The 24,542-nt window shown below is 65.6% G+C and carries 23 protein-coding genes; 14 read left to right on the top strand and 9 right to left on the bottom strand.

Annotation, left to right across the window (positions count from 1 at the left end; translation table 11 throughout):
- Window positions 1-135 precede the first annotated feature (135 nt).
- The 10 genes from I6F20_RS25990 (at window position 136) to I6F20_RS25945 (ending at window position 10,312) form a co-directional block, all read left to right on the top strand.
- Entirely contained in the window at window positions 136-312 is a 177-nt protein-coding gene (locus tag I6F20_RS25990) for a hypothetical protein (RefSeq protein ID WP_036001797.1), read from the top strand.
- Window positions 313-679: 367 nt separating this feature from the next.
- Window positions 680-1,618: a LysR family transcriptional regulator gene (locus I6F20_RS25985; protein ID WP_225128458.1), complete on the top strand. Its 939-nt coding sequence runs from the start codon at window positions 680-682 to the stop codon at window positions 1,616-1,618.
- A 132-nt stretch (window positions 1,619-1,750) separates the two neighbouring features.
- Entirely contained in the window at window positions 1,751-2,626 is an 876-nt protein-coding gene (locus tag I6F20_RS25980; protein ID WP_225128457.1) for a shikimate dehydrogenase, read from the top strand.
- A gap of 56 nt (window positions 2,627-2,682) precedes the next feature.
- Window positions 2,683-3,813, top strand: a complete 1,131-nt coding sequence (locus I6F20_RS25975; RefSeq protein ID WP_036001805.1) for an ABC transporter substrate-binding protein — start codon at window positions 2,683-2,685, stop codon at window positions 3,811-3,813.
- Window positions 3,814-4,031: 218 nt separating this feature from the next.
- On the top strand, window positions 4,032-4,907 hold the full coding sequence (locus I6F20_RS25970) for a branched-chain amino acid ABC transporter permease (RefSeq protein ID WP_036042799.1): 876 nt from the start codon (window positions 4,032-4,034) through the stop codon (window positions 4,905-4,907).
- Window positions 4,904-5,902 (top strand): branched-chain amino acid ABC transporter permease, encoded by a 999-nt coding sequence (locus tag I6F20_RS25965; protein WP_036020342.1) that lies wholly within the window; start codon window positions 4,904-4,906, stop codon window positions 5,900-5,902. The genes I6F20_RS25970 and I6F20_RS25965 overlap by 4 nt, the downstream gene beginning before the upstream one ends.
- Window positions 5,899-6,642 (top strand): ABC transporter ATP-binding protein, encoded by a 744-nt coding sequence (locus I6F20_RS25960; protein ID WP_036001814.1) that lies wholly within the window; start codon window positions 5,899-5,901, stop codon window positions 6,640-6,642. Before I6F20_RS25965 ends, I6F20_RS25960 begins: the two co-directional genes overlap by 4 nt.
- A gap of 9 nt (window positions 6,643-6,651) precedes the next feature.
- Window positions 6,652-7,389 (top strand): ABC transporter ATP-binding protein, encoded by a 738-nt coding sequence (locus I6F20_RS25955; RefSeq protein WP_036020339.1) that lies wholly within the window; start codon window positions 6,652-6,654, stop codon window positions 7,387-7,389.
- Window positions 7,386-8,444, top strand: a complete 1,059-nt coding sequence (locus I6F20_RS25950) for a Gfo/Idh/MocA family protein (protein WP_225128455.1) — start codon at window positions 7,386-7,388, stop codon at window positions 8,442-8,444. The genes I6F20_RS25955 and I6F20_RS25950 overlap by 4 nt, the downstream gene beginning before the upstream one ends.
- Window positions 8,441-10,312 (top strand): bifunctional sugar phosphate isomerase/epimerase/4-hydroxyphenylpyruvate dioxygenase family protein, encoded by a 1,872-nt coding sequence (locus I6F20_RS25945; RefSeq protein ID WP_225128453.1) that lies wholly within the window; start codon window positions 8,441-8,443, stop codon window positions 10,310-10,312. The genes I6F20_RS25950 and I6F20_RS25945 overlap by 4 nt, the downstream gene beginning before the upstream one ends.
- 172 nt (window positions 10,313-10,484) lie before the next feature.
- Here I6F20_RS25945 and I6F20_RS25940 read toward each other — a convergent pair whose 3' ends face one another.
- Window positions 10,485-11,657 carry an ABC transporter substrate-binding protein gene (locus I6F20_RS25940; RefSeq protein ID WP_036001824.1) on the bottom strand — a complete coding sequence of 391 codons (1,173 nt, stop codon included), beginning with the start codon at window positions 11,655-11,657 and terminating at the stop codon, window positions 10,485-10,487.
- A 322-nt stretch (window positions 11,658-11,979) separates the two neighbouring features.
- Here I6F20_RS25940 and I6F20_RS25935 point away from each other — a divergent pair, with 322 nt between their 5' ends.
- On the top strand, window positions 11,980-13,242 hold the full coding sequence (locus I6F20_RS25935; protein WP_036001827.1) for an NAD(P)/FAD-dependent oxidoreductase: 1,263 nt from the start codon (window positions 11,980-11,982) through the stop codon (window positions 13,240-13,242).
- A gap of 216 nt (window positions 13,243-13,458) precedes the next feature.
- On the opposite strand, the gene I6F20_RS25930 is transcribed toward I6F20_RS25935, so the two are convergent.
- The 3 genes from I6F20_RS25930 to I6F20_RS25920 are packed head-to-tail and all read right to left on the bottom strand — an operon-like array spanning window position 13,459 to window position 16,262.
- The gene (locus I6F20_RS25930; RefSeq protein WP_036001888.1) at window positions 13,459-14,670 is read right to left on the bottom strand and encodes an ABC transporter substrate-binding protein; all 1,212 of its coding nucleotides are present in this window, start codon (window positions 14,668-14,670) and stop codon (window positions 13,459-13,461) included.
- A gap of 48 nt (window positions 14,671-14,718) precedes the next feature.
- Complete coding sequence (locus I6F20_RS25925) at window positions 14,719-15,042, bottom strand: 2Fe-2S iron-sulfur cluster-binding protein (protein ID WP_225128451.1); 324 nt, start codon at window positions 15,040-15,042, stop codon at window positions 14,719-14,721.
- An 11-nt stretch (window positions 15,043-15,053) separates the two neighbouring features.
- Entirely contained in the window at window positions 15,054-16,262 is a 1,209-nt protein-coding gene (locus I6F20_RS25920) for a cytochrome P450 (RefSeq protein WP_225128449.1), read from the bottom strand.
- An 83-nt stretch (window positions 16,263-16,345) separates the two neighbouring features.
- Here I6F20_RS25920 and I6F20_RS25915 point away from each other — a divergent pair, with 83 nt between their 5' ends.
- Window positions 16,346-16,852: a MarR family winged helix-turn-helix transcriptional regulator gene (locus I6F20_RS25915; protein ID WP_225128447.1), complete on the top strand. Its 507-nt coding sequence runs from the start codon at window positions 16,346-16,348 to the stop codon at window positions 16,850-16,852.
- 343 nt (window positions 16,853-17,195) lie between these two features.
- Here I6F20_RS25915 and I6F20_RS25910 read toward each other — a convergent pair whose 3' ends face one another.
- Window positions 17,196-19,043 carry a feruloyl-CoA synthase gene (locus tag I6F20_RS25910; protein WP_036020320.1) on the bottom strand — a complete coding sequence of 616 codons (1,848 nt, stop codon included), beginning with the start codon at window positions 19,041-19,043 and terminating at the stop codon, window positions 17,196-17,198.
- A gap of 152 nt (window positions 19,044-19,195) precedes the next feature.
- On the opposite strand from I6F20_RS25910, the gene I6F20_RS25905 reads away from it, so the two are divergent.
- Together I6F20_RS25905 and atzF are read left to right on the top strand one after the other, a co-directional pair.
- Window positions 19,196-19,702 (top strand): MarR family winged helix-turn-helix transcriptional regulator, encoded by a 507-nt coding sequence (locus I6F20_RS25905; RefSeq protein WP_225128445.1) that lies wholly within the window; start codon window positions 19,196-19,198, stop codon window positions 19,700-19,702.
- 185 nt (window positions 19,703-19,887) lie between these two features.
- Window positions 19,888-21,696, top strand: coding sequence for an allophanate hydrolase (atzF, locus tag I6F20_RS25900; protein ID WP_225128442.1), 1,809 nt, complete (start codon window positions 19,888-19,890; stop codon window positions 21,694-21,696).
- Window positions 21,697-21,711: 15 nt separating this feature from the next.
- Here the strand turns inward: atzF and I6F20_RS25895 are convergent, their stop codons facing one another.
- The 4 genes from I6F20_RS25895 to I6F20_RS25880 form a co-directional block, all read right to left on the bottom strand.
- The gene (locus tag I6F20_RS25895) at window positions 21,712-21,927 is read right to left on the bottom strand and encodes a hypothetical protein (protein ID WP_225113424.1); all 216 of its coding nucleotides are present in this window, start codon (window positions 21,925-21,927) and stop codon (window positions 21,712-21,714) included.
- Between the two features lie 100 nt (window positions 21,928-22,027).
- Complete coding sequence (locus tag I6F20_RS25890) at window positions 22,028-22,750, bottom strand: GntR family transcriptional regulator (protein WP_225128439.1); 723 nt, start codon at window positions 22,748-22,750, stop codon at window positions 22,028-22,030.
- The gene (gene hpxZ, locus I6F20_RS25885) at window positions 22,747-23,142 is read right to left on the bottom strand and encodes an oxalurate catabolism protein HpxZ (protein ID WP_057028479.1); all 396 of its coding nucleotides are present in this window, start codon (window positions 23,140-23,142) and stop codon (window positions 22,747-22,749) included. Before hpxZ ends, I6F20_RS25890 begins: the two co-directional genes overlap by 4 nt.
- Window position 23,143: 1 nt before the next feature.
- Window positions 23,144-24,538: an AtzE family amidohydrolase gene (locus tag I6F20_RS25880; RefSeq protein ID WP_225128438.1), complete on the bottom strand. Its 1,395-nt coding sequence runs from the start codon at window positions 24,536-24,538 to the stop codon at window positions 23,144-23,146.
- Between the last annotated feature and the right edge of the window lie 4 nt (window positions 24,539-24,542).

Raw genomic sequence — 24,542 nt, 5'->3', positions numbered from 1 at the left:
TAGCACGTATTCACAGACCGCCTCAATTCGCTGTGGCCGTAGTTTCCCGGTGCTCATGCGCTCTGAGGATTTAACTACTTGTGGCAGAATTGACGCCACGATACACCTGAGAACATCCGAAGCGGGAAGCCAACGATGGAAGACGAGGACATCGCCCTCAACAGCGTGCTCGGCCTGGAATTGAACCGCGTGTTTTTTGCCGTCCGCGAAACGGCGAACAAGCAGAAGATCATCGAGTTTGCGCGCGAGGTGCTGCAGAGCGAGCGCGCGGAGCTGGCCGAGAGCGTGTCGCCGGAAGGGCCGGCGAGCTAGAACGCCGTTGCAAAGACGACGCCGGAGCAACAGATCGCGTCACGAGGACGCCTCTCCATCTGACCGCGCGGGTTTTAGTCGAAACACTCTGACCGCGAATTTTGGCTTCCCTTCTCCCCTTGTGGGAGAAGGTGGCGCGAAGCGCCGGATGAGGGTCTCTCTCCGCGAATCCAACTCCCATTTGAAGTCGCGGAGAGAGACCCCTCACCCGTCTCGCCGCTCTGCGGCGATCCACCCTCTCCCACAAGGGGAGAGGGAAAGCGCCAGCCTCCGACCACATCGGCGCACACTTGCCGCTGGATGACAGCGCATCTCTCGTGAGATGATCGCCGCGATCTCTTGTCGATGCCAGGGACGGTTCAAGGCCATGATGACGCTGCGCCAGGTCGAAGTGATCCGTGCCGTGATGGTGACGGGCACCATCGGCGGTGCGGCGAAGCTGCTCAACGTCTCGGCGCCGGGGATCAGCCGCCTCGTCAAATACACCGAGCGCTCGCTCGGCATCCGCTTCTTCCAGCGCCAGAACGGGCGCTACTTCCCGACGCCGGAAGCGGAGAACATCTTCGAGCAGATCAACGGCGTCTACAAGAAGGTCGACGACCTCTCCGAGATCATCTCCAAGATCGGCCGCGGCGGCCTGTCGGAGCTGCGCATCGGCTCGGTGCCGAGCATCTCGCAGGTGATGGTGCCGCGTGCGATCGAGCGCGTCCGCCGCCGCTATCCCGATCTCGGCATCGACATCAACATCCTCAAGCTCGAGGAGGCCATCGACTACCTGATGCTCGGCCGCGGCGAATGCGTGGCGATGAGCTATCGGCTCGAGCATTCCGGGCTCGACTTCATGCCGCTCGCTTCGGGCGAGCTCTATTGCATCGTGCCGCCCGGCCACGAGCTCTCCGGCCGCAAGCAGGTCTCCGCCGCCGAGATCACGCGCTATCCGCTGATCGGCATCGATCCCAACGATCCTTACGGCCGGATCATGGCCGGGATCTTCGCGCGCCACCGGCTCGACTACAACATCACGATCCGCGCGCGCTTCGGCACCACCGTCTGCGCGCTGGTGAAAGCGGGGCTCGGCATCGCCATCATCGACCAGTTCACCGTCGCCCATGGCGGCTATCCCGGCATCGAGCTTCTGAAGATCGCCGAGCCGACGCGGTTCGACACCTACATCGCAGTCAAGCGCGGCACGCCGCTGTCGCTGCATGCGGAGTACTTCATCGAGGCCCTGCGCACCGAGATGCGCGCGGTCGAGCCGTCCCGCGGCAGTGGCAAGACCGCCCCTGCCCGCGGGCGGAAGAAATAACATGATGTTAGGTTTGCCAGATAAAAGGGTAATTGTGTTAGGCGGGGGAAAGGCTATCGTCGCAGCTGGAATTGCACGGATTTCCCCGCTAATGGCCGGGGCCGGACGCTCCCTTTGAGACGATAGCGAACCATGTCGAAACGCGGATACGCCGCCAGCAAGAAGCTCCTCACGGGCCTGATCGGCGCCCCGATCGCGCATTCCGCCTCGCCCGCCATGCATGAGCGCGCCGCCGAAGCGCTCGGCCTGCGCGGCCATTACCAGCTTATCGAGGTCGCCGGCGCCGATGCGGCCGGGCTGCGCTTGATGCTTGAGGGCGTCCGGCGGCTCGGCTTTGCCGGCGTCAATGTCACCTACCCCTACAAGGAAGCGGTGGTGCCGCTGCTCGACGCGCTGGCGCCGGGCGCAGCCAGCATGGGCGCGGTCAACACCGTCGTCGTCAGGGATGGCCGGCTGACCGGCCACAACACCGACACCACGGGTTTTTCGCGGGCGGTGACGCCGTTGCTGGCGCCCTCCGGCAACGCCATCGCCCTGATCGGCGCCGGCGGCGTCGGCAAGGCCATCGCGTTTGCGCTGGCGAGCCTGAACGTGGCCGACATCCGCATTTTCGACAGCGAGCCGGCGCGCGCCGAGAAACTGGCCGCCATGCTCGCCCCGCGCGGCGCCCGCGTTGCCGCCAGCGTCGAGGATGCGCTCGAGGGTGCGACCGGTCTCGTCAACGGCACGCCGGTCGGCATGCTGCCGAACCGTGACACGCCGGTGCCGGCGGGACTGCTCAGGGCGGACCTATGGGTCGCCGACGCCGTCTATTCGCCGCTGATCACGCCGCTGCTGGCCGCAGCGCGAGAGAAAGGCGCGAAGATCATGACCGGCCGCGACCTCGCGATCTACCAGGCCGCCGACGCCTTCGAACTGTTCACAGGCCTTGCCCCATCCACCGAGATCATGGGAGAGGCTTTCGACGCCGTGATGGCAGCGCGCAGCGCCGCCTATCAGGCAGCTTGAGGCGAAGCGGCCGGATACAAGGCCGCTTGCAAGATTTGAAACGGGAGGAGAGAACGATGAAATCAACGCTAGTGGTGGGCGCATTGCTCACCGTCATGACCGCAACGGGCGCCTTTGCCCAGGCGATCAAGCTCGCCAACGTCGCGGAGCTCTCGGGCGGCGGTGCCACCGTCGGCACGAACTGGAAGAACGGCATCGACCTCGCGATCGAGGAGATCAACGCCAAGGGCGGCGTGCTCGGCCGCAAGCTCGAGGTCAGCCACGCCGACTCGCAGTCCAACCCCGGGGTGGCGCGCGCCCAGGTGCAGAAGGCGCTCGACGCCGAGCCCTATGTGCTGCTCGGGCCCGGTTATTCCGGCTCGGTGAAGGTGACCGCGCCGCTCGCGGCCGAAGCCGGCATCGCGCAGATCATGGGCGGCGAAGCCGCCGAGCTGACGCAGACAGGAAACAAGTTCCTGTTCCGCACCTCCTTCGGCCAGCAATCCTCAATGCCGAAGGTCGCAAAGTACATCCACGACGAGATGAAGGCGAAGACCGTTGCGGTGGTCTGGGTCAACAACGATTTCGGCCGCGGTGGCCGCGACGTCGTGGTCAAGGAGCTCGACCGGCTCGGCTCCAAGGTCGTCGCCGATCTCTCCACCGAAGCGGGCCAGGCCGACTTCGCCGCCGACGTCGGCAAGATCAAGGCCGCCAATCCCGACGCCGTGTTCGTCTACCTGAACGAGGAAGAGAGCGCGCGCATCCTGAAGGAGCTGAAGCGCCAGGGCGTCACCGCGCCGCTGATGGGCGAGACCACGCTGATCGGCCAGAAGGTGATCGAGCTCGCGGGCGATGCCGCCAACGGCGCGCGCGGCCATGTCGGCCTCACCACCGACGCGCCGGTCGATCTGGTCAAGGCGTTCCGCGAGAAGTTCTCCAAGAAGTACAATTACGTCCCCGATCATAACGGCCTGAAGGGCTACCTCGCCGTCTACATGGTGAAGGCGACCACGGAAAAGATGGGCAAGGTCGACCCGAAGAAGTTCGCCGACACGCTGCACGGCCTCACCATCAAGGCCGCGGACGAGCCGGGCATTTTGATGGACGTCACCTTCAGCGACACCGGCGACATCGACCGCCAGAGCTTCCTGGTCGAGGTGGTCGAAGGCAAGCAGGTGGTGAAGCAGGTGCTGCCCAAGGTGAAGTGAAGCGTGGCCCTTCTCCCTCGCCCCGCTCTACGCGGGGAGAGATCTTTCGTCTCCCTCTCCCCGCCCCTTCGCGGGGAGAGGGCGGGGTGAGGGGCTGCTTCCGCGACGACGGTGACAATCGAGTACGCGGAGACAGCCCCTCACCCCAACCCTCTCCCCGTAAGTACGGGGAGAGGGAGAAGAAAGAGAGCGGGGAGAGGGAGAGGAAAGAGGGGAACATGTCCAACTTATTCGATCTACTGGTCGCGGGGCTCGCCACCGGCGCCATCTACGCGCTGGTCGCGGTCGGCTTCACGCTGCTGTGGCAGACCTCGCAGACTATCAATTTCGCGCAAGGCGAGTTCGTGATGCTGCCGGCGTTCCTGATGCTGGCCGCGATGCATGTGGGCGCGCCGTTCTGGCTCGCGATCATCCTCGGCATCCTGCTCTCGCTGATCCTGCTCGGGCTCGCCTTCAAGATGCTGCTGGTGGACCCGATGATGCGTCACGGTGTGCTACCGCTGGCGATCGCGACCATGGCGCTCGCGATCGGCATCAAGGAATCGGTCAAGCAGTTCTACAGCGCGGAGGCTTCGCCCTTCCCCTCGATCGTGCCGACCGGCGACATCTCCATCCTCGGCCATGCGGTGTCGCTGCAGAGCATCGGCGTGCTCACTGTTGCCATCCTCGCCGTTCTCGGCCTGACCACGCTGCTGAGCCGTACCTCGCTCGGCCACCAGATGCAGGCGGCGGCGCAGAACCCGACGGTGGCCCGCATCATCGGCGTCCCGGTCGAGCGCATGATCCTGCTGACCTTTCTGATCAACGCCTTTCTGGTCGCGCTGGCCTCGCTGCTGATCACGCCGATCTACCTCGCAAAATTTTCGTCCGGCGAGGTGCTGGGCCAGGCCGCCTTCATCGCCGCGATCGTCGGCGGCTTCAACCAGGTGCGCGGCGCCATCGCCGGCGGCCTGCTGATCGGCGTCCTCGACAATCTCGCGGCGGCCTATGTCTCGACGCAGTATCGCGCCGCCGTGCCGATGATGTTCCTGATCGCCGTCATCCTGTTCCGGCCGCAGGGCTTGCTCGGCCGTGCCGAGGAGCGCACCGTATGAGCGGCATCGCCAAACCCCTGAAGATCGCGCTCGGCCTTGCCATCATCGCCGCGCTGATCATCGTCCCCATGAACTTCAACCGCTACGGCCTGTTCATCCTGAGCCAATGGGCGGTGATGAGCATCGCCGCCATGGGGCTCAATCTCACGCTCGGCTATGCCGGCCAGGTCTCGCTGGCGCAAGGCGCCTTCGTCGGCATCGGCGCCTATGCGGCCGCGATCATGACCACACATGGCTGGCCGCTGCCGGCGGCGATCCTGGTGGCGATCGTCTTGAGCTTTGCGATCGGCTGGGTGCTCGGCTATCCCGCACTGCGCGTGCAGCACCATTACCTCGCCTTCGTCACCCTCGCCTTTTCCACCCTCGCCTTCCTGGTGTTCCGCAACGAGAGCTGGCTGACCGGCGGCATCTACGGCATCTCCAACATTCCGCGTCCGCACATCTTCGGCATCGCGACCAACAAACCGCTGCCGTTCTACTATGTCTGCCTCGGCTCGCTCGCGATCGTCTCGCTTGCGGTGTGGTGGCTGATCCGATCGCCCTGGGGCCGTGCCTTCATGGCGCTGCGCGAGAATCCGTTGCGCGCGCAATCCCTCGGCGTCGATACCCGCCGCTACACGCTGATGGCCTTCGCGATCGGCTCGGCACTCGGCGGCGTCGCCGGAGCGCTCTATGCGCCGCTGACGCAATATATCGATCCCGTGCCGTTCAACCTGTCGCTCTCGCTCGACCTCCTGCTGATGGTGATCGTCGGCGGCGCCGGCTTCTATTTCGGTCCGTTCCTGGGAGCGATGATCGCGGTGCTGCTGCCGGAATGGCTGCGCTTCACGGAAGGCTACTACCTGATGCTCTACGCCGTCGCCGTGATGCTGCTGCTGATCTGGTCGCCGACCGGCATTCTCGGAATCCTCGACCGATATCTCGCCGAGCGCCGCACCAAGGCGGCGTCCGCGCTGCGCGCCGTCGCAAAGTCGCGCCTGGAGACGGCGCAATGAGTGCGGTCCTCGAAGTCACCGACATCAAGAAGAGCTTTGGCGGCATTCACGCCGTCAACGGGGTCTCGTTCGACGTGCGCGAGGGCGAGATCCTCGGCCTGATCGGGCCGAACGGCTGCGGCAAGTCCACGCTGTTCAACTGCATCCTCGGCCAGCTCACGCCGACCGGCGGCGAAGTCAAGCTCGACGGACAGGTCGTCACGGGCCTGCGTCCCTCCGAGCTCAACAAGCTCGGGGTCAGCCGCACCTTCCAGCTGTTGCAGGTGTTCCCAAAGCTCTCGGTGCGCGAGAACCTGATCCTCGCCGGACAGGAGCACCAGGGCAACATGGCCTCGCGCCTGGTCGGCCGCTCCGATGCCGGGCTGACCGAGGCCGCCAACCAGATGATCGGCTTCTTCAAGCTCGACCATCTCGCCGACGAGCCGGCCGGGGGTCTCTCTTATGGTCAGCAAAAACTGCTCGATGCCGCCATGGCCTTCATGGGGGGCTCGCGCCTGGTGCTGCTCGACGAGCCAGCCGGCGGCGTCAACCCGTCGATGCTGGCGGACCTCAAGGAGCGCCTGGTCGCGATCAACCGCGAGAAGAACGCCACCTTCGTCGTGATCGAGCACAACATGGAGTTCGTGATGTCGCTGTGCTCGCGCGTGATGGTGATGGCGGAAGGCAAGGTGCTGGCGATGGGCCGGCCCGACGAGGTCCGCAAGAACCCCGCCGTGATCGAAGCCTATCTCGGACATTAGGAGCGCGCAATGAGCGATCCCATTCTCTCGGTCCACAATCTCGTCGGCGGCTACGGCAAGATGACGATCTTGAACGGCACGACGTTTGCCGTGCCGTCAGCCACGATCACGACGATCATCGGCCCGAACGGCGCCGGCAAATCGACGGTATTCAAGGCCATCTTCGGCCTGCTCAAGCTGCGCGAAGGCAAGATCAGCTTCGCCGGCCGCGACGTAACCAATTTGAGCCAGCGCGCGCTGCTCAACGCCGGCATCTGCTACGTGCCGCAGGGCCGCAACATCTTTCCCGAGCTGTCGGTGCGCCACAATATCGAGCTCGGCGGCGTCGCCGCCGACAAGGGCCTCGACCTGCCCAAGCGGATCGAGGCGGCGCTCGACCTGTTTCCGGCATTGCGGCGCAAGTCCGCGCAGCAGGCCTCGACGCTGTCAGGCGGCGAGCAGAAGCAGCTCGAGATCGCCCGCTCGCTGCTGCTCGAGCCGAAGCTGGTGCTGGTCGACGAGCCCTCGATCGGTCTGTCGCCGCTGATGGTGCAGCAGACCTTCGACATCCTCAAGAGCTTGCGCGATCGCGGCGTCACCATCCTGATGATCGAGCAGAACGCGCGCTCGGCGCTGGAGATCTCCGACATCGGCATCGTGCTCGAGCTTGGCCAGACCCGCATGGTCGATGACGCCAGGCGCATTCTGAACGATCCGCGCATCGGGCAGCTCTTCCTCGGCGGCGCCATGGAGGAGAGTGCAGCATGAGCGCGAGAATGCGGATCGCCGTGGCCGGCGCCGGCCTGATCGGCCGTCGCCATATCGGGTTGATCGAGTCCTCCCGGGACTGCGTGCTCGCCGGCATCGCGGACCCCTCGCCCGCCGCGAAGGAATATGCGCTGGCGCATGGCGTGCCCTGCTATGCGGACCATCGCGCGCTGCTGGCAGAAGAGAAGCCCGACGGCCTCATCATTGCCTCGCCCAACACGCTGCACTTGCCGATGGCGCTCGACTGCGCCGAAGCCGGCGTGCCGGCTTTGGTCGAAAAGCCGGTGACCGAGACGGTTGCCACCGCGCAACGCCTGTGCGCGGCGGTGAGACGCACCGGCGTGCCGATGCTGGTCGGCCATCATCGGCGGCACAATCCCGTCATCAAGTCGGCCCGCGAGGCCGTGACGAACGGAAAGCTCGGCCAGCTCACGGCCGTGGTCGGGCTGTGGCTCCTCAAGAAGCCCGACGATTATTTCGAGGTCGCCTGGCGGCGTGAGGCAGGCGGCGGGCCACTGCTGATCAATCTCATCCACGACATCGACAATCTCCGCTTCATCTGCGGCGAGATCGTCGAGGTGCAGGCGCTGACCTCGAACAAGGTGCGCGACTTTCCGGTCGAAGACACCGCCGCGCTGCTGCTGCGCTTCGCCAACGGCGCGCTGGGCACGGTAACCGTGTCGGATGCGACGCCGGCGCCGTGGAGCTGGGAGCTCTCCTCAGGCGAGAACCCGGCCTATCCCAGGCAGGACCAGCCCTGCTACATCTTCGCAGGGACGGCGGGTTCGCTCTCCGTGCCGAACATGGAGCTGTGGTCATACACAGAGCAGCCCGGCTGGTACGCGCCGCTGTCGCGCGCGACCATCGCGCCGCCCGCGTTCGATCCGCTGGTCGAGCAGCTCCGGCATTTCTGCGCAATGATTGCCGGCCGTGAACAGCCGCTGATCTCGGTCGAGGACGCGATGGGAACGCTCGCCGTCGTCGAAGCCGTCAGCGCGGCCGCGCGTACCGGGCAAACGATCTCGCCGGGGCAGATCATGGAGCAGGCCGCATGAACAAGCGCTCGATCGCCACCGTCTCCCTCTCAGGCAGCCTCGACGAAAAGCTCCGCGCCATCGCCGCCGCGGGCTTCGATGCGGTCGAAATCTTCGAGAACGACCTGCTGTCGTTCGGCGCCGGCCCACGCGATATCGCGAAGATGTGCACGGACCTCAATCTCGAGATCTGTGCGTTCCAGCCGTTCCGCGATTTCGAGGGCATGCCGGAGCCGCAGCGTGCGCGCAACTTCGCCCGCGCGGAGCGGAAGTTCGATCTGATGCAGGAGCTCGGCACCGATCTGTTGCTGATCTGCTCCAACGTCTCACCCGCCGCGCTCGGCGGCATCGACCGCGCGGCTGACGATTTTCGCGAGCTTGGCGATCGCGCCGCGAAACGTCGTTTGCGCGTCGGCTATGAGGCGCTGGCCTGGGGCCGCCACGTCAACGATTACCGCGACGCCTGGGAGATCGTGCGCCGCGCCGATCATCCCGCGATTGGCGTCATCCTCGACAGCTTCCATGCGCTGGCACCTGGCTTTCCGACCCGCGCCATGGCCTCGATCCCCGGCGACAAGATCTTTCTGGTGCAGCTCTCCGACGCGCCAAGGCTCGAGCTCGACATCCTGTCATTGAGCCGGCACTTCCGCTCCTTCCCCGGCCAGGGCGACCTGCCGGTCGGCGCGTTCATGGCGGCGATCGCAGCGACCGGCTATGCCGGACCGCTGTCGCTGGAAATCTTCAACGACCAGTTCCGCGCCGGCTCGGCCGCACAGACCGCGGTCGACGGCCTGCGCTCGCTGATCCTGCTGGAGGACCAGCTCGCACCGGACTGGCAGAATTTCGCCGGCAAGGCGCTGGCCCCGAAGGCGAAGAGCCGCGGCACCGGCTTCATCGAATTTGCCGTCAACGAGAGCAAGGCAGCCGAGCTTGGCCGCCTGTTCTCGCAGCTCGGTTTTCGCAAGACGGGCCAGCACCGCAGCAAGGCGGTGGAGCGCTGGTCGCAGGGCAAGGTCGAGCTCGTCATCAATTGCGAGACCGACGGCTTTGCGCATTCGCACTATGTCACCCACGGGCCCGGCGTCTGCGCCATCGCGCTCGACGTCGACGATGCCGGCCGCGCCATGCAGCGCGCCGAGACGCTGAAGGCGCGCACCTTCTACCAGCCGGTCGGACCGGGTGAACTCGAGATTCCCGCGATCCATGGCGTCGGCGGCAGCCTGCTCTATTTTCTCGACCAGGCCGGCAAGAACTGGGACACCGATTTCGAGCCTGTTGCAAGCGATTCAAGCGCCGATGCGCTGGTCGCGGTCGACCACATCGCGCAGTCGATGCCTTATGACGAGATGCTGACCTGGCTGTTGTTCTACACCGGCATTCTCGATCTGAAACGCCTGCCGCAGATGGAGATCGCCGACCCCAGAGGCCTCGTGCAGAGCCAGGCCGTCATCAACGCCGACCAGAGCCTGCGCTTCGTGCTCAATGGCTCCTCCGCCAACCGCACCCTGCCGGCGCGCTTCATCTCCGAGTTCTTCGGCTCGGGCGTGCAGCATGTCGCCTTCGCGTGTCAGGATATTTTTGCGACCGTCGCCGCGATGCGCCGGCGCGGCGCGGGCTTCCTGGACATCCCCGACAATTACTACGACGACATCGAAGCCAAATACGATCTTTCGCCCGAACTGATGGCGCAGCTGCGCGCCAACCACATCCTCTACGACCGCGAAGGCGACGGCGAGTTCTTCCAGGTCTACACCCACATCTTCGACGAGCGCTTCTTCTTCGAGATCGTCGAGCGCAGGAACTATCAGGGTTTTGGCGCGGCCAACGCCGGCATCAGGCTCGCAGCGCAAGCGCGCGAGGTGCGCCCGGCAAGCATGCCGAGGGTGTAGGCAATTCTGCTTCCCCTCTCCCCTTGCGGGAGAGGGTGGCTCGCCGCAAAGCGGCGGAACGGGTGAGGGGTCTCTCTCCTCACGGACAATCTTGCAAGGGGAGAGAACCCCTCATCCGGCGCTTCGCGCCACCTTCTCCCACAAGGGGAGAAGGGGCTACGTCGCTTGTGGCTCACTTCATCTTGCACTTCTCGTGGAAGCGATCCTGATCGTTCTCGACGATGGTGGCGACGGTCTTCAAGGCGAGCTGGCCTTCGGAATCCTTGACCACGTCCTGCAGATAGAAGTTCTGGATCGGGATGTGGTTGTTGCCGAACTTGAACGCGCCGCGCACCGACTTGAAGTTGGCCTTCTCCATCTCGGCCTTCATCTCGTCCTTCTTGGAGGTGTCTCCCTTCACGGCGACGACGGCGCTGTTGATCAGGTTCGCGGCGTCATAGGACTGCGCGCCGTAGAAGGTCGGGCGCAGGCCGGGGTACTTCTTGCGGTAGTCGGCGACGAAGCGCTTGTTCTGCTCGTTGGGGAGGTCGTTGACCCATTGCTGCGCGCCGGGCACCCCGAGCGCGTTCTCCTTCTGGAGCGGCAGCGAGAGCTCGTCGATGGTGAAGGCGGTGTAGAGCGGCATCGTGCTCTTCAGCCCGGCCTGTGCATATTGGTTCAGGAATTGCACGCCAGCAGCACCCGGGTAGAACACGAAGATCGACTCGGCGCCGGAGGCACGCGCCTTGGAGAGCTCGGCGGAGAAGTCGAGCTGGCTCGGCCACACCGTATATTCCTCACCCACGACCTGACCCTTGAAGGTGCTCTTGACGCCGGCCAGCATGTCCTTGCCGGCGGCATAGTTCGGGCCGATCAGGAACACCGACTTGACACCCTTCTGGTTCATATAGGTGCCGACCGCCTGCGGGGTCTGGTCGTTCTGCCAGGAGGTCGAGAACACGTAAGGCGAGCACAGCTCGCCCGCGAGCTGCGACGGCCCGGCATTGGCCGAGATCAGGAAGGTCTTCGAATCGACCGCGGTCTTGAGCGAGGCGAGCAGCACGTTCGACCAGATATAGCCGACGATGAAGTCGACCTTGTCCGACTGCACCAGCTTCTCGGTCTTCTGCTTGCCGACGTCGGGCTTCTGCCCGTCGTCCTCGTAGAGCACCTCGACCGGCTTGCCGGCCATCTTGCGGCCGAGATGATCGAGCGCGAGCTCGAAGGAATTGCGCATGTCGTTGCCGATCACGGCGGTCGGGCCGCTGAAGGTCGAGACGAAACCGATCTTGATGGTGTCTCCGGCGAATGCCTGATTTGCCAGCACCAGCGCCGCTGCGCCCGCCAGCCAGAATGCCGTCCTCATAACACTCCCTCCTTAATTATCGGTCCTGGAAGCGGGGTGATCGCCGCTCCAGGCCTGTCTCTATTGAACGCAAAATATGTCGCGCCGCCAATGGCTCAGCGCCCGCCCTGCACCATATTTCGCCCCGATCTGAGATGGCAAGAATTATAATTCTACTCACTTCGGCCGAGGCCGGCCCAGGGCCGGTCCGGGAGGCTGCGGCGCTTTTTCGCGCCGGATCGATACATCAGGCCTATGCGACGATTGATGACCTCTATTGGACCGCGGCGCCCAATCCGCACTTAAATGAAGGCGAGCAGCAGCGAGATTCGAGGGTTAAATCATGGCCGCAAATCCCCATCGCGTCGTCATCGTCGGCGCCGGCTTCGGCGGGCTGGAGGCGACTTACCGGCTTGCGGGCGCTCCCGTCGAGATCACGCTGATCGACCGCCGCAATCATCATCTGTTCCAGCCCCTGCTTTACCAGGTCGCGACCGCCTCGCTCGCAACCAGCGAGATCGCCTGGCCGATCCGTCATCTCATGCGCGACCGGCGCGAGGTGACGACGCTGTTCGCCACCGTGAGCGGCGTCGATGCCGAACGACGCTGCGTGCTGATCGACGACGGCAGCGAGGTGCCCTACGACACGCTGGTGCTGGCCACGGGCGCGCGGCACGCCTATTTCGGCCACGATGAATGGGAGCAGTTCGCGCCCGGCCTGAAGACGCTGGAGGATGCGACCACCTTGCGCCGGCACATCCTGGTGGCGTTCGAGCGCGCCGAGCGCGAGATCGATCCAAAGCGGCGCGCGGCACGGCTGACCTTCGTGATCGTCGGCGCCGGCCCGACCGGCGTCGAGCTCGCCGGCACCATCGCCGAGATGGCGCATCACACCCTGCCCGCCGATTTCCGCAACATCGACACGCACAAGGCCCGTGTCGTGCTGATCGAGGCCGGCCAGCGCGTGCTCGCCGGCTTTCCCGACGAGCTATCAGCCTATGCGCAGGCCTCGCTGGAAAAGATCGGCGTCGAGGTCGTGCTCGGGCAGGCCGTCACCGAGATCAATCGCGAGGGCGTCGTGTTCGGCGGCAAACTGCTCGAGGCCAAGACACGGATCTGGGCCGCCGGCGTGCGCGCCTCGCCCGCTGCCGAATGGCTCGGCGCAGCGCACGATCGCGCCGGGCGCGTGCTGGTCGAGGCCGACCTCACCATATCAGGCCATCCCGAGATCTTCGCGATCGGGGATACCGTCAGCATCAACGCCTGGGACGGCAAGCCGGTGCCCGGCATCGCGCCGGCCGCCAAGCAGCAGGGCCGTCACGTCGCGGAGACCATCAAAGCGCGCCTGCGCGGCGCTGCAGCGGGTCCGTTCCGCTATAAGCATTCCGGTAACCTCGCGCAGATCGGCAAGCGGCTCGCAATCATCGATTTCGGCAAGATCAAGCTGCGCGGCACCATCGCGTGGTGGATCTGGGGCATCGCCCACATCTACTTCCTGATCGGCCTGCGCCACCGCCTCAGCGTCGCGCTGAGCTGGCTGTGGATCTACGCGCGAGACCAGCGCGCAGCGCGGTTGATCACGCAGGGGTCGAGCAAGGTGGTGTAGTCTTACTTCCTTCTCCCCTTGTGGGAGAAGGTGGCATAGGCGGCCTTCGGCCGCCGTTCTTAAGAACGCCGAAGCGAGCTTCGGCTACGGCGCCGGATGAGGGGTTCTCTCAACTCTCGCGATTGTTCGTGAGGAGAGAGACCCCTCACCCGGCTTCGCTTCGCGAAGCCACCCTCTCCCACAAGGGGAGAGGGTGCAATTGCGCGCTCGCCGCTCCTACTTCACCAGCTCGCACCCGCCTTCCGCCAGCGGGCGGAACGCCTGGTCTGCGGGAATCGTCGCGACCAGCTTGTAATAATCGTACGGATATTTCGACTCCTCCGGCTTCTTCACCTCGAACAGGTACATCGGATGCACGACGCGACCGTCCTGACGGATCGCGGTGTCGCCGAACAGCTTGTCCTTGCCCTTGAACTTCTTCATCTCGGGCACGACCTGCTTGGCATTGTCGCTGCCGGTGGCGGCGACGGCGTTGAGATAAGCGAGCGTGGAAGCATAGACTCCGGCCTGATTGCCGCTCGGCATCTTGCCGTTCATGCCGGGCCGTGCAGCAAAACGCTTGGCGAACGCGCGGGTATCATCGTTCATGTCCCAGTAGAAGGCTTCCATGAGCTGGAGGCCCTGCGCGACTTTGATGCCCATGCCGTGAACGTCGTTGATGAAGAGCAGGAAGGCGACGAGCTTCTGCCCACTCTGCTGGATGCCGAATTCGGCGGCCTGTTTCACCGCGTTGATGGTGTCGCCGCCTGCATTGGCGAGCCCGATGACCTGCGCCTTCGAGCTTTGCGCCTGCAGCAGGAAGGACGCGAAATCGGAGGTGCCGAGCGGATGCTTGGACGAGCCGATCACCTTGCCGCCGTGACCCTCGATGTATTTCTGCGCCTCCGCCTCGATGCCCTTGCCGAGCGCGTAATCGACCGTGAGGAAATACCAATCCTTGCCGCCGCGCGACACCATGGCGGCTGCGGTGGTGTTGCCGGTCGCCCAGGCGTCGTTGACCCATTGGATCGTGTTGGGCGAGCAGGCCTTGCCGGTGAGGTCCGAGCTTGCGGTCGAGGACGCCAGGAAGGTCATGCGGCTGTCGCGCAGAAGCGCGTTGATGGAAAGACCGACGGCCGAGTTCGGCACGTCGACGATCGCGTCGACGCCTTCGACGTCGAGCCATTTGCGCGCGATGGCGTTGCCGACATCGGCTTTGTTCTGGTGATCGGCATAGACGATCTCGACCTTGATGCCCTTGCCGCCGCCGTTGAAATCCTCCGCCGCCATCCGCGCGGCCTCGACCGAGCCCATGCCATTGGTGTCCTGGAAGATGCCGGAGATGTCGTTGAGCACGCCGATGCGCACGACGTTGTCCGATATTTCGGCGTTGGCCGCGCCGGTCACCAAGCTCGCAGCCAGCGCGAGCGTCCACTTCAGATGTTTCATCATTCCCTCCCTGTTTGATATTTTGCGAAGATCCGACGGCTTGGCAGATCAGACCTGCCGCTCTGGCAACTTCAGGACGAGCCCATCGAGATCGGGCGTGATCGTGATCTGACAGGACAGTCGGCTCGTCGGTCGCCGCTCAGCGGCGGTGCCATCGAGCAGCGCATCCTCGTCGTCGGCCATCGCTGGCAGGCGCGCGAGCCAGCTCTCGTCGACATAGACATGGCAGGTCGCGCACATCGCGTTGCCGCCGCATTCGGCCAGAATGCCGTCGAGGCCGTGACGGGTCGCGGCCTGCATGACGCTCTCGCCGCCTGCGGTCTCGACGCGATCGGACTTGCCGTCGGGATGGATGAAGGTAATGCCAGGCATCAAGCTCCTCGTCAGGCCGGGGTGATCGTCACAGGCAGGCTGTCGAGCCCGCGCAGCGTGTTGTTGAAACGGCGCTTCGGCTCGCCCGTGATCTCGAGCTTTGCGATGCGCCGGGCCAGCGCGGTCAGCATCACTTCGCCTTCCAAGCGGGCGACGAGCTGGCCGACGCACATGTGGATGCCGGAGCCGAAGCCGACATGGCCGGAGGTGCGGCGGGTGATGTCGTACCTGTCAGGGGCATCCCAGCGCCGCGGATCGCGGTTGGCGGCGGCAAGGAACATCAGCACCTTCTCGCCCTCGCCGATTCGCGCACCGGAGATCTCGACCTCACGGGTGGTGGTGCGGAAGAAGGTCTGCACGGGGCTCTCGAAGCGCACGGCCTCCTCGAAAGCACCGCGTGCGAGCGTGAGGTCGTCGCGCAGCCGCTGCCATTGATCAGGAAAGCGCGCGAGGCAATACACCGCAGCGCCGATGCCGTTGACTGTCGTGTCGAGTCCGGCCGACAGCAGCGAACGCACCAGCAGCGGCGCTTCGGTGGCCGTGATAGCACCCTCGTCGACCTGCGCGTGGATGCAGGCCCCGAAGCCGCTGGGTGCCAGATTCTCGCGCTGGCACTGCTCGGCAACGTATGCCTGATGCGGCGCCGATCGTTCGATCGCCTCCTGGCGCAGCCGGTTGGGCGGGCCGAACGCGTTGAATACCACGCTCGCGTAGGGAATCAGATGCTCACGCCCCTCCGGTTTCAGGCCCAGCGCATCCGGAAAGATCGAGAGCGGGTAGGCCTCGGCGAGATCCGCGATCGCATCGAAGCTGCGCATCTGCAGCAGGGCATCGACACGCGCCTCGGCCGCCTCGGCAAAGCGGTCACGGACCTGCTTCATCACGGTCGGCGACAACACTTTTGACAGGACGGCGCGGGTGCGGGTGTGCGCCGGCGGATCGGCCTCGAGGATCAGGCTCGGCGGTCGCCACGGCGCCTCCTTCTTGAAGTCGGAAAGGCCGACGCCGCGGCTGGAGCAGAAGGTTGCGGGATCGTTCAGCACAGCGTGGACCTCGGCATAGCGCGCCACGCCATAGACGTTCCACTTGTCGAGATAGACCACCGGGCCGGCTTCCCGCAGCAGCTCATGCGCCGGATAGGGGTCGGCAAAAAAGCTCATGTCGAAGGGGTCGACGTCGAGATGCGGGACACCCGATCCCGCGCAGCCGGATGCGGTCATGGAAGACCTCCCTCATTTTGATCTTGTGAAAGGACGACGCATGCCCTTAGGTCTTTGGGCCCGCCGCGAGTCAGAAACCCGATATGCCGCCGTCCTCGACCAAAGCCCGCCACAAGCCCGCGCCCCATGATGCAGGGTCGACGCTCGATCTCGACCGTTACGTCCCGGCGTTCATCACCTTCATCGCCAACAAGCTCTCGAACAGCGCGACCGCGTTCTATCAGCGCGAGTTCGGTGTCAACGTCACCGAATGGCGGATCATGTCGCTGTTGGCGATCGAACCCGGCATCCCGGCCTCGCGCATCTGCCACGTCATCGGCTTCGACAAGGGGCCGGTGAGCCGGACGCTTGCCGGCCTCGAAAAGCGCGGGCTGGTGTCGATCCGCACCGACCCGAACGACGGCCGCACCCACTCGATCTCGTTGACGGCAAGGGGCCGCGCCACCCATGACAAGGTGATCGTCGCTGCGTTCGAACGCGAGCGACGGCTGTTGTCCTGCCTCAGCAAGGACGAACGCGAGGTGCTGATCGATCTCTTGCGCCGGCTGCACGAAAATCTCGGCGCAGTCACCGGCAGCGTCGACACCTGACGGGTCGCGCGCGGCGCGCAAGCTCCCGTCACTCCCGATCATGCGCCGGCATTTGCCGACGGCACCCCTTCTGCCGCGCATTGCTTCCTCCAGAAAAGAACGCGGCGGTTCGCCCGCCGTCATCTCTGTCTGGAACGGTTCGCACAGATTAGTTGCTTAGGCAACAAAAGAATCGGCAGGATATTGCGACAGGGTTGTTGGCGTATCCCACTCGTCATTCCGGGGCGCGTAGCGCGAACCCGGAATCCATCGTGCACCACCCCTACGGTGAAATGGATTCCGGGCTCGCGCCAAGAGGCGCGCCCCGGAATGACAGCGGAATGTGGCGTCGCTAACTCGGCCTTTACAATCCGATCCACTCACCCGACGCATCATCGTTCAGCCGCGCTACCGCATCGGCGCGGCGCGTCAGCACGGCGCGCTGGTTGATGTAGCCCTTGTCGGTGATCTCGCCGCCGTCGACCGACGGTGGCTCGGCGAGCAGCAGCGCGCGGGTGGCGTGACCGGAGGAGTTGGCGCTCTGCTGTTTCAGCTTCGCCAAACCCTGCGCGATGGCGCTGCGGACCTTGTCGTGCGCCAGCACGTCGCTGGCCGCCGCCGTTTCGGGCAGACCGGCATGGGCGCGGCAAGCCGCAATATTCGGGAACACCAGGAAACGCACCTCGTCACCGCCGTGACCGGCGACGACGATGTCCTGAGCCAGCGGCGCCAGCGCGGCGATGCCGGCAACGCGCAAGCCGCCGACGCTGACCCAGGTGCCGGAATTGAGCTTGAAGTCTTCGGCAACGCGACCGTCGAAGAACAGGCCGCGCTCGGGGCGCGCGCTATCGGCAAGCTTCACCGCGTCGCCGATCAAGTAAAAGCCCTCCTCGTCGAACGCTTGCCTGGTCAGCTCGGGTGCCTTCCAATAGCCGGGCGTGACGTTGGGGCCACGCACCCGCACCTCCAGCTTGTCGCCGGAGGTGACGAGCTTCAGCTCGGTGCCGGGAATGGGCACGCCGATGTTGCCGGAGCGCTCGGCGAGAAAATGACAGTCGGTGGCGAGCGGTGAGGTTTCCGTCGAGCCCCAGGCCGAGACCATCGGCAGCTTGCGGCCGACCGTCTCGAGTGAGAGCTCTTCGAGAGCATCCCACAGATTCTGCGGCAGCGCGGCCCCGGCATAGAAGGCGAATTTCACCTCGCCGAAGAAGCGGCGGCGCAATTCCTCGTCGCTGCGCAGTGCCGCGATCAGCATGTCGAAGCCGCGCGGCACGTTGAAATAGACCGTCGGCATCACGCTTCTGAGGTTGGCGAGCGAGGTCGCGAACAGACCGGGCGCGGGCTTGCCGCCATCGATGTAGAGCGCGCCGCCGTTGCGCAGCACGAGGTTGAAATTGTGGTTGGCGCCGAAGGTGTGGCTCCAGGGCAGCCAATCGAGAATGACGAGATCGCGGCTCCGTTCGAGGAAGGTCCAGGTCTGCGCCTTGGCTTGCTGGCTCGACGTCAGCATGCGCTGGGTGTTGATGACGGCTTTCGGCGTGCCGGTCGAACCCGAGGTGAACAGGAATTTTGCGATCGTATCAGGCGTCACCGCGGCGAAGGCTCTTGCGACGTCAGGCGTCTCGGGCGTTGCCGCAATGGCGTGGAACGCGAGCGCGTCGACGTCATCGGCATTGCCGCTGATGATGTGTGCGCTGTGCAACGGCTTGATGGCGGCCAGCGCTGGCGCGAACGGCTGGAGCGCAGAGACGTAGATCGCGCCCGGATCGAGCAGCGCAATCATGCTCTTGAGCTTGTCGAAATCTTTCGACATCAGCGAATAGGCCGGCGAGATCGCCGCCGAGGGCACGCCGACATGCTGGGCGGCGAGCGCGAGCAGCGCATGATCGATGCTGTTGTCCGAGAGGATCGCGACGGGGCGGTCCGCGCTGAGCCCTTGCGCCAGGATCCAGGACGCGGCGGCGCGCACCTTCCGCAGCGCCTGCGCATAGGTGACGGTGGTCCAGGGCATTTCGACGTTGCCGCGCTCGGCCAGGAAGATCGCATCCGGCCTTTGCTGCGCCCATTGCTCCAGCCAATCGCCGGTGCAGCGCGCAGTCTCGCCGAGAGGCTCGGGCGAGCGCAGAACGATGCTGCCGTCGGGCCGATGCTCTGCGACGGTCCTTGGCGTTGCGAACAGGCCTGCAACATCACCATGTGAGGCGACTGTCATGTGTTTCCTCCTCCATCCCGGTTACAGGATCGGCCGCGGCCTCGTTCCGGGCTGCTTTGGCCTATAATGTTGGGCACGCCAATTGTTGTCGTCAACAACAATCTTTCGCTCCGGGTCCAAGGGCGCTAGGGTTGCGCGACAGGAGACACGACGTGACAGCCACAGCATCCCGGGCCGACGGCCGCCACGCCCCGCGCAAGCGCGCCGGCAGCGGCGCAGCACCACGCGATGGTGCCGACGACATCGGCCTCGACGCACTGGTCGGCCACGCCGGCTATGCGGTACGGCGCTTCCAGATCTGGATCTTTCAGGACTTCATCAAGACGCTCGGCGAGGTCGACATCAGGCCGACGCAATATTCGGTGCTGACCGTGATCGGCGCCAATCCGGGCCTGTCGCAGATGGCGGTGGCAAAACGCCTCGGCATCGAGCGTGCCCGGCTGGTGCACCTGCTCGACAGCCTCGAACAGCGCAAGCTGGTGAAGCGGATCAAGTCGAAGCAGGACCGGCGTTCGCATGCGCTGCACCTCACCGCGCAGGGCGAGACGGCGCTGACGAAATTCAAGCGGCTCGCAGCCGAGCACGAGCGGCACGTCGAGGCGAAGATCGGCAAGGAGAACCGGGCACAGCTGCTCCGGATCCTCTCCGGCTTCACCTGATCCCGACTGCCTATGATTTGGGCAGATAGGTCACTGAGGCGACCGGCCGGGCGCCGGCCGAAATGTCCCCCAAGCCACTGATCGCACGATAGGATCCGGCACGATCATCCTGCCCGGATTCTGCACACAATGGCACATCGCTTGCTTCACTCCGGGCGAGGACGAATTGCCGGAGTTTTGCCGCCATGGGGGCCGAGCAGCCTGAAACGATCGCCGCGATTGTGGCCGCGCACCGCGCGGGGACGCTGACGCCGGCGCAGACGGTCGCGCGGACCTATCAGCGCATCCGCGATCACGACGATCCTGCCGTGTTCATCAGCCTGCGCGACGAGAAGGACGCGATCGCGGAAGCAGAGAAGCTCGCGGCCCGGGCGGATGCTGCCAGCCTGCCGCTTTACGGCGTGCCGGTCGCGGTGAAGGACAATATCGACGCGCTGGGCTTCCCTACCACCGCGGCCTGCCCGGCTTTCTCCTACACGCCCACGCACGACTCGACCGCCGTCGAGCGCCTGCGCGCAGCGGGGGCGATCATCATCGGCAAGACCAATCTCGACCAGTTCGCGACCGGCCTCGTCGGCGTCCGCTCGCCCTACGGCATTCCCCGGAATTCGATCCGCGAGGATCTCATTCCCGGCGGCTCGAGCTCGGGCTCGGCCACTGCGGTCGGCGCCGGGCTCGTGCCGTTGTCGCTCGGCACGGATACCGCCGGCTCGGGCCGCGTGCCGGCGATGCTCAATAACATCGTCGGGCTGAAGCCGAGCCTCGGCATGATCTCCACCGCAGGCCTGGTACCGGCCTGCCGCACGCTCGACTGCATCTCGGTGTTCGCACTGACGGTGGCCGATGCCGCGCTCGCGCTGTCGGTGATGGCCGGCCCCGACCAGGCCGATCCATTCTCGCGCGACCGGCCGTTCGGCGCGATCACGCCGATGCCGGCAAACCTGCGCTTGGGTGTGCCGCGCAACGGCCAGCTGATCTTCTTCGGCGACAAGAAAGCGGAAGCCGCCTACAACGATGCGCTGAAGCGATGGACCGCGCTCGGGGCAAAGCTGGTCGAGTTCGACCTCGAGCCGTTCTACGAGACGGCGCGGCTGCTCTATGAGGGCCCCTGGGTCGCCGAGCGTTACCTCGTGATCAAGAACCTGCTGGCGTCCGCGCCAGACACGATCCACCCCGTCACGCGGGAGATCACCGCGGCCGGCGCGCGGCTGACCGCGGCGGAAACCTTCTCGGCGCTCTATCGCCTGCAGGGCCTGCGCAAGATCGCCGAGCGCACGTTCGCCAACATCGACGCGCTGGTGCTGCCGACGGCGCCGACGGCCTATACGACCGCGCAGGTGCTGGCCAATCCGATCGAGCTCAACAGCCGGCTCGGCACCTACACCAATTTCGTGAACCTGCTCGACCTCTGCGGTCTCGCTGTGCCGGCTGCGATGCGCAGCGACGGAATTCCGTTCGGCATCACTCTGCTGGCGCCCGCAGGGCGCGACGCGCTGCTCGCGAGCATCGGCCGGGTGTTCCATGCCGATACCAAACTGACGGTCGGCGCGAAAGGTGTGGCACAGGCCCCGCTCGCGCCACTGCCCGCAAGCAATGGCGATGAAATCCCGATTGCGGTGGTCGGCGCGCATCTCACTGGCATGGCGCTGAACGGCGAGCTGACGGCGCTGAACGGAAAGCTGATCGAGGCGACGAAGACCGCGCCCGACTACAAGCTCTATGCGCTCAAGACGACGCCGCCGAAGCCGGGCATGCTGCGCGTTGAGGCCAGCAAAGGCGCTGCCATCGAGCTGGAGATCTGGTCGTTGTCGTCGTCCGCCTTCGGCAAGTTCGTCAACGCGATCCCCGCGCCGATGGCGATCGGCACAATCAGGCTCGCCGACGGACGCAGCGTGAAGGGATTCCTCGTCGAGCCGGAAGTGCTGGGCGATGCGCGGGACATCACGGCGTATGGCGGCTGGCGGAAGTTTATGGCTGAAGCTACGACGGCGTAGACAGCGACCGCGGCCTTACACCGGCTTGCGCCAGGCGGCTTCGTTCTTCTTCTCGTAATCGTCGAACGCCTTGACGAGGCCGGACAGCACCTCTGCGGACGTTTCGAACATCGCGGTGAGCTGGGGCTCGTCGACCTTGCGGATGTCTTCGCGCAGATGCGTCACCGTCTCCTGTAGACGCTGCTTCATCTTCTGGGTGTGATGGCGCGGATCTTTCTCGGAGGAGGCCATGGTGTTTTCTCCTTATCGGATCGATGGGAGGAAACGATCGGTGCAAAGCCGGGTTCCTGAGAACCGACGCCTCTCCTTCACCTCGTGGTGAACACGCAACTCACACCGACACCGCGTAGATCTCATACTCCCCGCGCACCAGCTCGATATGCGCACGCATGGCGGCGGCGGCACCCTGCTTGTCGCCGCGCATGATGGCGACGACGACGCGGTCGTGCTCGGCCTGCGACTTGGCGAGACGGCCGAGATTGCGAAACTGGGCGCGGCGGAACGGCTGCACGCGGACGCGGGTCGCGAGCGTGATCTCGGCGATGTAGCCGTTCTGCGAGCCGGCATAGAGCGCGTTGTGGAAGCGCTCGTTGACCTCGTGGAAGCGCTCGGGATTGCCGGTGTAGCTCAGCACCCGCAGCTCCTCGTGGACGGCCTCCAGGCCGTGACGCTCCGCCGCCGACATGCGTTCGGCGGCAAGACCGGCGCACAAGGCCTCGAGCTCCGCCATCGCCTCGAACATGCCTTTCAGCCGCTCGACGGATGGCCGCGCCACCACGGCGCCGCGATGCGGCCGCGCCTCGACGAGGCCGCTCGCCACCAATTGGCGCAGTGCCTCGCGTACCGGCGTGCGCGAGACGTTGAAGCGCCGCGCGATGTCGGTCTCGTCCAGCGGCGAGCCCGGTGCCAGCGTTCCCCGCACGATCTCGTCGGCAAGCTGCAGCCGCAGCTCCTCGGCGCGCGTGACCTTCAGCAGCGACGGCGATGCACGGTCGACGCGCGGCACCACCGGCTCGGCCGGCAATGCGCCCTGCGGAAGATCATCAAGCGTCATACGGTCTCTTTCGGCTCCTCGATGATGCTGACATGAGCGGCAACGACGCGCCAGCCCTCCGGGAAACGTATCCACGTCTGCATCTGCCGGCCGACCTTGCCGGGAGCCGTATCGCGATAGAACAAGGTGGACGCCACGGCCGTGTCGCGGCCATAGCTGGTGATCACGGTTTTGGCGGTGCGGCGGTTCAGCCCGACCGGCGAACGGCCGGCGCGGAAACCGGAGATTGCCTCGTAGCCATAGAGGTTCTCGCCGATGCCGTAGCGCAAGGTGCGCGGATCGTTGCGGAAGAGCTCGCCGAGCACGGCGACGTCGTTGCTGACGAGGGCTTGCTCATAGCGCTCGAACGCGGCTTTGACTTCCGCGATCACCTCGGGGAGATCGATCTGCATCTTAGAACCCTCTCGGCGCGGGCGCAGCGACGACGCCCATCTTCTCCAATGCGTGCGCGACGCGCAGCGCGATGTCCTCGCGCCAGGGCGCACAAATGATCTGCACGCCGATCGGCAGCGGCTCGAGCGGCACGGGGACCGCGACCACCGGCAGGCCGATGAAGGAGATCGGCTGGGTGTGGATGCCGATATTGGCGCGCACCGGCAAATCGACGCCGTCGAGATTGAAATTGACCTGGCCGAGCTTCGGCGCGGTGCAGGGCGTCGCCGGCGCCAGCAGCACGTCGACCGACCGAAAGATCTCGGCAAGCTGCGCGCGATACCAGCGGCGGAATTTCTGGGCGCGGTCGACCAGCGGGGCCGGCACCATGGCGCCCGCGATCAGCCGGTCGCGCACCGCCGGGTCGAAATCGCCAGGGCGCTTGCGCAGGCGATCGAGATGGAGCGAAGCGCCTTCAGTGGTGGTGATGACATAGGCGGCGGCACGGGCGCGCGATGCTTCGGGAACATCCACCACTTGCGTTGCGCCCAGCGCCTTGGCGACGCGGCTGACGGCTTCGACCGCTTCCGGAAACACGTTCTTCTGGAAGTGGCCGCCGGCGATCGCAACGCGCAGGCCGGAGATGGACTCATCGAGCCGCGGCGTGACGGGCTCCAACCCGCGCGTAGTGCAGGCGCCGTCGTCGGCATCCGGACCCTGCATCGCGTCATAGGCGAGCGCGAGATCGGCGACGGAGCGCGCGAACGGGCCGAGATGATCGAGGCTCGCCACGAACGGGAAGGAGCGCGCACGTGACAGCCGGCCATAGGTCGGCTTCAGGCCGAAGATGCCACAGAAGGACGACGGCACGCGGATTGAGCCGTTGGTGTCGGAGCCGAGCGCGATCGGCACCAGCGCGCCGCCGACGGCGCTGCCCGAGCCGCCGGAGGAGCCGCCGCTCATCCGCGTGGTGTCGTGCGGATTGCGCGAGGGACCGTCGTGGATGTTCTCGCCCGTGAAATCGTAGGCGTATTCGCCCATGTTGAGCGCGCCGACGAGAACGGCGCCGGCCGCCTCCATCCGCTCGATCAAGGTCGCATCGCGCCTGGCGGGCGCGAGGTCGCGGTTGATCTTCGAGCCGGCGCGCGTTGAAAGGCCCGCCACATCGAACAGGTTCTTGACGGCGAAGGGGACGCCGGCGAGCGGACCGACTTTCCTGCCCGCGGCGATGTCGGCATCGATCGCGCGCGCTTTCGCGCGGGCGCGTTCGGCGGTGACGTCGGTGAAGGAATTGAGGATGCCGTCATGCCGCTCGATGCGCGCGAGCGCGGCTTCGGTGGCATCGAGCGCGGACATCTTGCGCCCCGCAACCGCACTTGCGATCTCGGAGGCCGTCATCTCTGGCTTGGCAGACATGGCG

It is taken from the genome of Bradyrhizobium sp. IC3123 (assembly GCF_020193625.1).
Classification (GTDB): domain Bacteria; phylum Pseudomonadota; class Alphaproteobacteria; order Rhizobiales; family Xanthobacteraceae; genus Bradyrhizobium; species Bradyrhizobium yuanmingense.
This window is presented reverse-complemented; position numbering and strand designations above follow the sequence as displayed.